Raw genomic sequence first — 11,727 nt, 5'->3', positions numbered from 1 at the left:
AAACAAAAAAAGGCACCTAATAAGGTGCCTTTTGTCATTTCTTTATCTAAGCAACGCTATTTAGCTTAGGTTTTAACTCTTTTCGCGTCAAAGTTTCACTGTAATCATGACTGAAGTGGTCAACTTGAATCGCTGCGTAGCGAAGTTTGTCTGCTGCAATGATTTGGTCAACTTCGTCTTGAGTAAGAACATCTGCCGCCAGTGCTTGAGCAAGTTTATCTTGCAATAGACCTTTACGAGCCACTTTGCCCTCTTTCACTGCTTTGAACATCTTACGTTCGAGAGGCTTGATGCTGTACATCGCATTGAACGCATTCTCCATTAGGCCAACACTATCCTCTTCTTCTTTGCCTATGTAGCAAAGGTGAGTTAGACGTTCACGGTGTGCACCCGGAGTCATCAAGCTTTCTGCCAGTTGTACCGTTAGATTATCACTTGGTTTTTCAAAGTGGTTACCGACAGGGAAAACTAGACCTTTAAGTACTTTACCTACCATCTTGTTCGGGAAGTTTCTGTACGCTTCTTGTAGCGATTTAGCCGCGTTATGGAAACAGTGTTGAACCGCGTAGTGTACGTAGTCTAGGTCAGCTTGTTGACGACCTTCATCTTCATACTTCTTAAGCGCTGCAGACGCCATGTATAGGTAACTTAGACCATCACCTAGACGTGCAGAGATAAGCTCTTTACGTTTCAGTTCGCCACCTAGTGTAAGCATTGCGAAATCCGCACTCACTGCAAGCGCACGGCTCAAGCGAGTTAAGTCTTGGTAGTAAGGCTTCGTTGGACCGCTCATATCCGCTTTAATGAACTTAGAGCCTGTCAATGCCGCACCGAACGCACCAAACGTGTTCTTAGTTGCGTGAGAGATATGCTTGAACAACAAGTTATCGAAATCCTTCGCACCTTGCTTCTCATCTGGGTTTGCTGCCGCTTCCATTTCGCTTAGCACGTATGGGTGACAACGTGTCGCACCTTGACCGAAGATCATCAGGTTGCGAGTTAAGATGTTCGCACCTTCTACTGTGATAGCAACTGGAATACCTAGGTAAGGCGCAGCTAAGTAGTTCATTGGACCATCTTGAATTGCACGACCAGAGTGGATATCCATTGAATCATTCAGGATAGTACGCGCCATTTCTGTCATGTGATATTTCGCGATAGCCGTAACGATACCCGGCTTCTCTTTCATATCGAGTGAAGTAGTTGTTAGTGTACGAGTCGCTTCTAGTAGATACGTTAAGCCACCAATACGACCTAAACTCTCTGCAACTCCTTCAAACTTACCAATCGACATACCGAACTGCTTACGAACATAAGCGTATGCGCCGGTCGTTTTCGCCGTTAGGTGGCCCATCGCCGTGCCAAGTGCGGGTAATGAGATACCACGACCTGCAGACAGACATTCCACCAGCATACGCCAGCCTTTACCTGCGTAATCGGCACCACCGATTAACCATTCCATAGGAATAAATACATCGTGACCGCGTGTTGGACCATTCATAAACGCAAGACCAAGTGGGTCATGACGCTCACCAATCACAACACCTTCGTGGTCAGCCGGGATTAGCGCACAAGTGATGCCAATGTCTTCTTTGTCACCCAGTAGCTTTTCTGGATCGTGCAGTTTGAAAGCCAGACCAAGTACCGTCGCCACTGGTGCTAGTGTAATGTAGCGTTTGTTCCAGTTAAGCTTGATACCTAGCGTCTCTTTACCTTCGTGCATGCCCATGCACACAGTACCGACATCAGGGATACCACCCGCATCAGAACCCGCTTCTGGGCCTGTTAGTGCGAAACATGGGATATCTGTACCGTCAGCAAGACGAGGTAGCCAGTAGTCTTTTTGGTCTTGAGTGCCGTAGTGAGACAGCAGCTCACCAGGACCAAGAGAGTTTGGAACCATTACTGAAACCGCAGTACTGATACTGCGAGTCGCAATCTTAGTTACGATAGTTGAGTTAGCGTGTGCTGAGAATTCACGACCGCCATACTCTTTCGCAATAATTAGCGAAAAGAAACGCTCTTTGCGTAAGAAGTTCCACACCTCTTCAGGAAGGTCTCGATCTTCTTTTACAATTTGGTGGTCATCAAGCATAGCGAGCAAGGTTTCAAGCTCATTATCCATGAATGATTGCTCTTCTGATGTCAGCTGAGGTTTTGGGTATTGATGCAGCTTAGTGAAATCTGGTTTACCAGAAAACAGCTCTCCGTCCCACCACACGCTACCCGCTTCCATCGCTTCTTTCTCGGTGCTAGATAGTGGTGGTAGTACTTTTTTAAAGAGTTTAAAAGCTGGGTCACTTACCCATTTTTGTCTTAGAGAGCTCATAGTTCAGATCCTTTTGTTCACTATATTGGTTGTGAATGTTTCGCTTTTTATTGTTTTATTCTTCTGCTGACATGCCTGCGGCTAAATATGGAATAAGAATATCGACCACTGCCTTAGCATCTATCTTTCTGTCATAGTCATTCTCTGCAATTTCTACCAGAGCCTGACTTGATGCCATGGTGAATACACAAGTCCCTAGGGTGAAGTGTAATCGCCAAAATAACTGTTCTTGAGTGAGGTTCGGATTCGCCTTCATTACAGATGTCGTAAACAAAGAAAGTACTTCGCTGTAGCGAGTAGTAATGAACCAACGCAAGTGTCCTTGCACATCCGTATAGCCTCTGCCGATAAGTAACATGAATCGGCTTGTACCATTTGGCCTAACATCATTAAGTGCTCTTAGTGGCTGTCTCAACGACTCAAACACGTCACTCATAGAATACGTTTCGTTCAAGTTTAAGTTCACTAATGCATCTTGCAGTGCTGGCATAAATGCTTCTAAGTAACGATTGAGTACCGCACGAACCAGAGTCTTCTTATCGCCAAAGTGATAGTTCACTGAAGCTAAGTTGACATTCGCTTTACTCGTAATCGTACGTAAAGAGGTGTCATTAAAACCGTGCTCAGCAAATAAGCCTTCAGCCACATCTAAGATTTTGTCTTTGGTTGTACTTCTTGGTGCCATTTCAATCACTCGTATTAAACAACTGTTTGAAATATACGCTTAGTACATTTATTTAACAAGCAAGCAACATCACATTTTCACAAATTGGTCGTACCAGTTAATAAAACTCAGCACTAAACGATTGAATCGCTGTGTGTTTATAAAAAAAGAAAAAAATAATGAATTTTCTTGGAACTGAAATGGAAATGGAGAGTCCTAAATTAGGTAGAAAACAGCGTATTTAGAAGTTTAACAGGCCGTCAAACTTGTTCTTCTCACTGCTTTCTTAATTACTGCATTTTCCTTATTAACTCCTATACTTGTATCCGCCCAAACCACGTTGGTTTGGGCTTTTTTTTGTTTGTTGTTTAGGGTGAAACCTTACTTACCCTTCTTCACAGCTACAACTACAAACTAAACAGCGCGATCGATTCTTTTTATATTGTCATTTTTTACTAAAAATCGAACTACCACGCTTGGCACATTGCTATCACTGAGATACGTATTTCAAACAACCTCCTAACCAACGTTTACCAATCTCTGCCCAAGCCGAATTCTAGCCTTGCATTTATTTTCAACACATCTACTCGAAGCTTGCCACCTGTCACAACTGGTAAATTAATCAATAGCGATAGAGACTTACATTCGAAATAAAGCCAACAAACTTAGCAATTTCTAGCAGATGTCCTAAGCTTCGTTTAATACCCTTCTCAATTAAGTAGTTAAACGCTAGTTGGGAGGAGGCGGGAGCTTTTAAAAGTAGAAGGAGACCTACTTTGAGACTGTTTAAATTACCCATCATCTGTTGCTTAGCTATTGCAACCCCACTCTCTGCTCAGACTTTAGAACAGGCTGTTGCCATTACCTTGGCTACCAATCCTGAGATAAAAAGTATTTTTAATGAGTTTGTGAGTGTACAAAAACGAAACGATGCCGCAGGTGGTGCTTATAGGCCGAGTATCGACATTGATGCTGGTATTGGTTACGAAGGCATAAACCCTGCACCAAATAACGGTCCTGATACCGATCTCACAAGAAAGGAAGCGACGATTTCCCTCACTCAATTGCTGTGGGATGGTTCCGCTACGCTGAACGACATTGATCGTACCGCCGCAGAAGCCGAGTCGGTACGTTTGCAATTGATCGCGGATGCCGAAGACAAAGCGCTGGAGGTAACACAAATCTATCTAGATGCAGTGAAAGCCACTGAAGTGCTGGCACTGTCAGAAAGTAATCTTTCTATACACAAGAAAATCTATAAAGACATAAAGAAACGAGCGAATTCAGGCATAGGTTCGACAGCTGATGTATCGCAGGTAGAAGCTAGGATTGCGAAGGCTCATGGTAATCTGTTGGCCGCACAGAATAATTTGATCGACACCCACACCCAGTTTAGACGAGTGGTGGGTCAAGAACCCCTAGGCTTAATTTACCCAAGAGCCGATATTTCTAAAATTCCTTTGTCGTTAACGGACGCCATTGTCGATGCATTAGACCAACACCCAGTGATCAAAGTTGCAAACGCAGATGTCGATTCAGCCCACTTCCAATACAAACAATCAAAGGGCGTGAACTACCCTACCTTCTCTATTGAAGCATCTCAGTCATGGCGTGATGATGCGGGAGGCGATGAAGGTTCGAGCCAAGAGACTTTGGCAATGTTGAGAATGCGATACAACCTCTACAACGGTGGTACCGATAGTGCTAATTCAGAAGCTGCAGCTTACCAACTCAATAAAGCAAAAGATCTAAGAGATCGTGCTTATCGACAAGTTGAAGAAGGCCTTCGCCTCTCTTGGAGTGCATTGGATCTGACGTTGCAACAAAAGAACTTCTTGTCTGATCACGTGGATTCGGCGTCAGAAACCGTTATCGCTTATGAGAAACAATATCGAATCGGTAAACGTACGCTACTGGATCTGCTTAACACTGAAAACGAATTGTTTGAAGCCCGCAAAGATTACTTAGATGCGCATTACTCTGAACAGTACGCTAAATACCGTGTAATGAACGCGACAGGCTCTCTATTGAACGCTCTACTGGTCGACATTCCAGACGAGTGGACAACGGCAGTGGAGTATTAATGATGAAAATACCTTACTTATTACTTCCCGTGTTAACGATGACTTTATTTGCCTGTTCAAACCAGCAGGAAGAGGCTTATATCGAGACACCTGAAGCAGAACAGATTGCAGACCTGCAAGACGATGATAGAGATGGTGTGGTGAACGCTCGTGATATCTGTCCAGGTACGCCTGAGACATCACAAGTCGACAATGATGGTTGTGGAGAAACGATTCTTGCGGAAGAAGTCAGACAACTAAAAATACTCTTTGCTCATGACTCATTTGAAGTGAACCCGATCTTCTCAGACCAGATCAGCACGATGGCAGAGTTTCTTGAAACCTACCAAAGTGCCTCGATTGAAATACAAGGCTATGCGAGTAAAGTGGGTTCTAACGAGTACAACTTAGACCTATCAAAAAAACGAGCAAACAATGTTCAAGACGAGTTACTGTCGAATGGTATCGAACCAGAGCGAGTGCGAATTGTCGGCTATGGTGAAGAGCGCCTAGAAAGCGATGGCGACGATGCTACTTCTCATGCACTGAACCGTCGAGTAACAGCAACGGTTGTCGGGCTGAATGAGCAGATCGTCGAGGAGTGGACCATATTTACCACGCTAGAAAAATAACATGACACTGTCACTCTGGTCATCCAAAACGATCCGCAATTCATGCCGATCAAAATAATGAGTTGAATCTAGGAGTTTTAGATCATCAATAACTAACCAAACTAAAAATACTAGCAGTTAGGATCAATAAAGCCGAGATAGGAAACCCTATCACGGCTTTTTTGTTCTTTGCTGTCACATGAATCGGGGAGGATGATTCTGTGACTCGTCTTGCTACTCAGAAGTTAGCTTGTTAATCAGTGAATAGGCTCGCCGTTAAACGAGCCTACCGCTGATTATAGTTTTACTTCTTGTTGCTTTGCTGTTTTCGGTAAAGAAACGCTTAGCAGGAAGTAACCTAGAATTGCAGCTGTTGTAGATCCCATCAGGATGCCTAGTCGAGCTAGTGTGTCAAACTCTACATTCGTTGGGCCAAATGCTAGTGATGAAATAAAGATAGACATTGTAAAACCAATACCACACAGGACAGATACTGCGAAGATGTTCATAAAGTTCACACCTTCAGGGAGCTTAGCAACACCCAATTTCACCGCACCCCAGCTGAATGCAAAGATACCAAGAGGCTTACCAATCAATAGACCCATAGCGATACCAAGCGGTAGCATACCTGTTAGGCTTGAGATCGAGATACCTTCCAATGAAATACCTGCGTTTGCAAAAGCAAAGACTGGCAAGATTGCAAAAGCGACGTATGGGTGCAGAGCATGCTCTAAGTGTTTCAGCGGAGAACGCTCCCCTTTATTACCTTTCAGTGGGATAGCAAAACCAATTACTACACCTGCCAATGTTGCGTGAACACCAGACTTCAATACTGCGAACCACAGAATTGCACCAACAATGAGATAAACACTCAGCTTAGTCACATGCTTGTTGTTTAGCATGAACAACACACCAGTCGCGATGAAGCCAACTGTAAGTGCAAGTGTTGATAGGTCGCCTGAGTAGAACAGAGCAATGATAACAACAACACCTAGGTCATCGATAATTGCCAGTGCTAGCAGGAATACCTTCAAGCTTACCGGTACACGGTTACCAAGAAGAGCCATGATACCCAATGCGAATGCGATATCAGTCGCTGCTGGGATAGCCCAACCTTGAAGCGCTTCAGGGTTACTTGAGTTAAATAGCACGTAAATAAGTGCAGGAGCTAACATACCACCCACAGCTGCGATAGCTGGGAAGATTGCTGTCTCTTTAGACTTTAATGCGCCTTCTAAAAGTTCGCGCTTAACTTCTAAGCCGATTAGAAGGAAGAAGACAGCCATTAAGCCATCGTTAATCCAGTGAGACACAGACATACCAAGAACGTAACTGTGAAGTACACCTTGGTACATTTCGTTCAGTGGTGAGTTTGCTACAAACATTGCGATCGCCGCAGCGATGACTAGTATGATGCCGCCAGCAGATTCCATTTTAAAGAAGTCACGGATGACGTCGGTCATGATTTCGCCCTTATATTTATTATTTAAATAAACGAATAACAAAGAATAACCACGAGTTTATATCCAAGTTTAATTGATAGATAATCACTTCTTCGGATGTTTAACTTCGGTTTTTCCTACAAATACTAAACAATACGTCGTATATTCCATAATGTTGTTATGCACCATGAATTAAGTATAGATGAGATCATCGAACCTGTATGCACAATTCATTGGGGGACGCTAAAAGGCGCAGGCATAAAAAAAGGCTATCAAATTATAGCCTTAGGTGTTTTTTAGTAGCCAGTTAACTGCATAAAGCCTGTCGCTTCATGACTCCCGCTCGCCTTAATCGGCCCTTCCCAATATGGTATGACAAATGGAAGCCACATATCCCTGCGTATAATACGCGTTGTGAGGTTGATATCATGCTTAGGGACGTTAATGATCCACTGCAAAGGCATCCGTCTTCCATTCATCAACGTTGTATTTTGCAATGGTTGAATGGAAATGTCGGATTCCGTTAATTGGTAAACTTTGCCTGAGCGCGTTGCTAATGTCCCGAATATGTAAGGCAACTGTTGGTTATGACGATAGCGGTTAATGCTCAGCGCTGTGCCGTCATCGAGGTTAAATACAAACCAATCCCAACCTTGTTGGCCCACTCCAAGTAAGCCACTGCCCCACTCTTTATGTACCCACGCAGTTCCTTCCACTTCCTTGGTAACGCCGTCTAGGTTCAACACACCACTCAACGATAAAAATGGAGCGCTGAAGTTATAAGACGCGACAGGTAATAAGTCGTGCTTTTTCTGATAACCGTTATCGCCGTTGAGCACATAGGGCCCTTTTGCAATGGTGTCGAGTTCAAGTCCAAACGTATCTGTTTGCACTTGAAGGCGTCCTGGGAATGGGGTGTTGCCGAGTGCACGCCAGTTCCAGTTATCAATCCAAAGCCTGAATGGACGATTAGTCATTCCCGCTTGGCCAATGCCGCCACGAGCCATGCGCTGTTCTTTCCATACTTTGGACTTAGAAGAGACCACTACATTTGAGATATAGACTTGAGGGCTTTGCCACCCTGGTGTTTCACGTTCGTCCGTTGCGATACGGAAAAAGCTCCACTGGACCGAATAGTCTTTACCATCATCACCTTTCAAAGATGCAAAGTAATGCCACCACTCGTGCTGAAACTCTGGGTGGAACTTAAAATCGTGTGGTAGCGAAACATTACGGTCTGGCAAAACAGGTTCGAACACATTGAAGTGTTCATTAACCAATATTGAGTTAACTTCATTCACGCCCTTTTCACCAGGATCGATGAAATAGGAGTAATAACCCCAAACACTTAAAAAGATGCCGAAGAAACTGATTAATAGCAGAGAAGACAGGATTCGTTGTCTTAACTTATTTGAGGTATTCCGTAAAAACATACTAAAGCGCATCCCTCAGTGACTTCATCGGAGTGTTCCGAATCATTCTCATCACTGGTAAAGCACCAGCTAGCATCAATGCTGCCATGGCCCATGCAAATGTCTGCAAATAGTCCCAAGGAATCACTTGTAACTCAAGTGACCACCCAAAAGACTGCTTTATCACGATATCAACAATTAGGCTCGCTAGCGCTAATCCGAGCGGAATCGCAATTAAGGAGGAAATAAGCCCAAACACAAACAACTGCAAACTACCTGTCAGGATCAGTTCTTTCGCCGAGACACCCAAACAGCGCTGCAAGGAAATATGCCTTTGGCGAGACACTTCTCCCGCAACCGTCGCGAAGAAGATACCGAAGACGGCGATAACCAAGGTGATGTTACCTAGTGTATCTGCAATCGCGAACGTCCTATCGAACACCCGCATTGCTTGACTGTGAATATTGTTGTTATCGAAAACACGCTCAGAACCAAGTCTAAATACGCTTTCCAATCGACTGCGAAGCCCTAATGAATTCACATCGTCTTTGAGTATTACGCCAAGTCCGACATTACCCCGCCCTGCAAACCCATACAGCCAGTTTCGATGCGACATCATGACTTGATGGTAAGGGTTACCATAATCGTAATAAACACCGACAACCTGCCAACCAGAGCCGAGACTGTCATAGAGGTCAATGTAGTCGCCAGGGCGAATCCCCAGCTTGAGAGACATCGATTCACTGATCAACACACCTTTAGAGTGATGTAAGTGATACCAGTAATTCGGAATACCTAATTTGATCGTCAGCGCTTCTAGCTCACCTTCAGAAGGACCCGTACTGATCACCTGAATGCTACCAACTGGAGACGCCACATCTTTCTCCCAACGCCACCAAACCGAATCCACTTCAGGTTGGTCGGATAACCAATTACTCATACGAGCAGCGGCATTGTTGGTTGGGTAGATATACAGATCGGCAGCCAAACGCTGTGTTAGCCATTTATCAGTGGTATCTCTAAAGCTACCGACCATGGTTTCTACACCAATATTGGCTGTTAAGGCTAACATAAACGCCATCGTCGCCACGCCACGGTAGCTCATACTGGAAGCTGCATCAGCAAAGAACCAGCGAGCACGAACCCAGCGCAACGAATAAGAGAGGCTGTTAAATAACTTCCACATCAAAAACGGGGTAAATAGCGCCACACTGATCAGCATTAGCGCGATAATCGCAAAACCCGTCTCTTGAGTCTGAGGGGCTTGATACACGGCGACAGCGGCAACCAAGAAGCCACAGCCAATCAATGCTTGCCAAGTAAACTCTGTACCCGCAAAGCGCATCAAAGATAAGCGAGAGGTCAAACGAATCGGTTGTGATCTAAGCAAACGCACCAATGGCCAAGCGCACGCTAAAAACGCACCAAGTAACGCCATCAATAAGCTGTAGCCGCTCCATCGCCAATTCCAGTCGATCGTTAAGCCAACGTTGGCGTCGTATAAGTCGCCTAAGCTTGAAGATACCGCTGGTAACAATTGGTTGGCTAACATGACACCGAATACATTACCGCAGATCCAGCTCAGTACGACCAATATCAACAATTCTAAGCAAAGCGCTTTAGCCAATTGCCAGCCCGATACACCTGTTTGTCTTAAGATTCCGACTAACGGTTGGCGCTGAATAAATGACAACGACATCGCTTGATAGAAAATAAATAAACCAACCACAAACGACAGCATACCCATCGCTTTTAGGTTTAAGTGGAACGCACTGGTCAGCGACTCAAGCTCTGCCTTAGAGCTACGAGAGATCGTCAAACCATTAGGTAACATATTTTTAAGACGTTCAAACTTCTCAGTGGGCATGTCTGAACAAGCAATCACTGAAAGCCCGGCACTGCGTTTAAGCATTCGGAGCAAGGAGATATCCGCAATCAACCTTGTACCATTAATCATATTATTTTGATCAACAACCACAGGACCAAGTTCAGAACCATCCATCAAAGGGATGTAATCACCGTTGTGCCATTCCATGTGTTCAGCAAGATCATCACTGACAAGGATTGGATATGGTGGCTTCATGAGGTTCAAAGCGGTGAGATCTTTTAACGCTATACCAGGTTGTAGCTGAAGCATAGAAACAGGATCTATACCGACAACCATGAAGTTTGCGCCATTTTCATCAGTGATACGATGGTGATCAAGAGGAGAACACTGTTGAAAACCTTCACGGCGAAGTTGGATATAAAAGCCTTGCGGGATTTTATTGGCGTTGTGTTTTGGTCGAATACGGTAAGGAAGAGGATTCGAAAAGAGTTTTTCGCCATGCGCATAGCTTTGCTTGGCGTGTTGGTTGATAGCAGTAACACCAACCAAAAGTGATACGCCGAGGGTTAAACCAAGCCATACCAAAATAATCTGCAGTGGGTAACGTCGATAGTGACCGAGTAGTGCCTTAACTACGGGCCATAACATGCAGTTGTCCTCCTTGTAGACGGATCCTACCATCCATATGCAGAGCTACTTTTTCACTGTGTGTTACCAACAGCAACGTACATTCTAATTGACGAGCCAAAGAGGTCAGCAAACGCATTACCGCTTCTGCATTACGCTCATCTAAACTACCGGTCGGCTCATCGGCCAGCAATATTTTTGGTTCCATATACAGCGCACGCGCAATGGCCGCACGTTGTTGTTGGCCACCAGACGCTTCTTCAGGGTAACGGCCAAGTAAAGGCATAAGATCTAAAGCAGAGAGAATCTGTCTCCAGAGACCTTTGTCTTCAGGTAAGCCTTTTAACTGGCGGCAAAAACGGATGTTATCGGCAATATTTAACGTTGGCAGTAAGTTGAATTGCTGAAAAATATGGCCAATGTTGTTTCTGCGATAAGCGGTGCGGTCACGCTCGGTTGAGTCGTGCATATTGAAGTGAGGAAAAGCGATTTCACCTGAGTCCGCTAGGTCTAAGCCCGCGATAAGATTCAGTAAAGTACTTTTACCTGAACCGCTTTCTCCCATTAATGCCAGCTGGTCACCTTGGTTTAATGTTAATTCAGCACCTTGCAAAACAGGGTGAAACTCCCCCCCATCGACATAGCCTTTACATAGGTCTGACAGCTTTAACATTAAACAGCTCGCATTAGTTAGAATTTGGAAGGAGAATCTACACTAATTCCCTGTTAGGAGGAAGTATTTTGAAAGATA

The 11,727-nt window shown here is 44.5% G+C and carries 8 protein-coding genes; 2 read left to right on the top strand and 6 right to left on the bottom strand.

Annotated elements, in window-relative coordinates; all coding sequences use genetic code 11:
• Positions 1-46 precede the first annotated feature (46 nt).
• Both A136_RS09565 and A136_RS09560 read right to left on the bottom strand, forming a co-directional pair.
• The gene (locus A136_RS09565) at positions 47-2,329 is read right to left on the bottom strand and encodes an acyl-CoA dehydrogenase (protein WP_017065404.1); all 2,283 of its coding nucleotides are present in this window, start codon (positions 2,327-2,329) and stop codon (positions 47-49) included.
• A 55-nt stretch (positions 2,330-2,384) separates the two neighbouring features.
• Positions 2,385-3,014, bottom strand: coding sequence for a TetR/AcrR family transcriptional regulator (locus A136_RS09560; RefSeq protein ID WP_017065403.1), 630 nt, complete (start codon positions 3,012-3,014; stop codon positions 2,385-2,387).
• Between the two features lie 755 nt (positions 3,015-3,769).
• On the opposite strand from A136_RS09560, the gene A136_RS09555 reads away from it, so the two are divergent.
• A complete protein-coding gene (locus A136_RS09555) occupies positions 3,770-5,077 on the top strand; it encodes a TolC family outer membrane protein (RefSeq protein WP_017065402.1) in 1,308 nt (435 codons plus the stop codon).
• Positions 5,077-5,688 carry an OmpA family protein gene (locus tag A136_RS09550; protein WP_017065401.1) on the top strand — a complete coding sequence of 204 codons (612 nt, stop codon included), beginning with the start codon at positions 5,077-5,079 and terminating at the stop codon, positions 5,686-5,688. Before A136_RS09555 ends, A136_RS09550 begins: the two co-directional genes overlap by 1 nt.
• A 275-nt stretch (positions 5,689-5,963) precedes the next feature.
• Here the strand turns inward: A136_RS09550 and nhaA are convergent, their stop codons facing one another.
• From nhaA to A136_RS09530, 4 genes are all read right to left on the bottom strand, one after another.
• Positions 5,964-7,130 carry a Na+/H+ antiporter NhaA gene (gene nhaA, locus A136_RS09545; RefSeq protein WP_017065400.1) on the bottom strand — a complete coding sequence of 389 codons (1,167 nt, stop codon included), beginning with the start codon at positions 7,128-7,130 and terminating at the stop codon, positions 5,964-5,966.
• Positions 7,131-7,405: 275 nt separating this feature from the next.
• Complete coding sequence (locus A136_RS09540) at positions 7,406-8,554, bottom strand: lipocalin-like domain-containing protein (protein ID WP_029235304.1); 1,149 nt, start codon at positions 8,552-8,554, stop codon at positions 7,406-7,408.
• Positions 8,544-10,997, bottom strand: coding sequence for an ABC transporter permease (locus A136_RS09535; protein WP_017065398.1), 2,454 nt, complete (start codon positions 10,995-10,997; stop codon positions 8,544-8,546). The genes A136_RS09540 and A136_RS09535 overlap by 11 nt, the downstream gene beginning before the upstream one ends.
• Positions 10,978-11,649, bottom strand: coding sequence for an ABC transporter ATP-binding protein (locus A136_RS09530; protein ID WP_017060385.1), 672 nt, complete (start codon positions 11,647-11,649; stop codon positions 10,978-10,980). The genes A136_RS09535 and A136_RS09530 overlap by 20 nt, the downstream gene beginning before the upstream one ends.
• Positions 11,650-11,727: the final 78 nt, after the last annotated feature.

Source organism: Vibrio crassostreae 9ZC13, from assembly GCF_000272045.2.
GTDB lineage: Bacteria > Pseudomonadota > Gammaproteobacteria > Enterobacterales > Vibrionaceae > Vibrio > Vibrio crassostreae_C.
The sequence above is the reverse complement of the archived record's forward strand: the minus strand, read 5'-3'. Positions and strand labels throughout refer to the sequence as shown.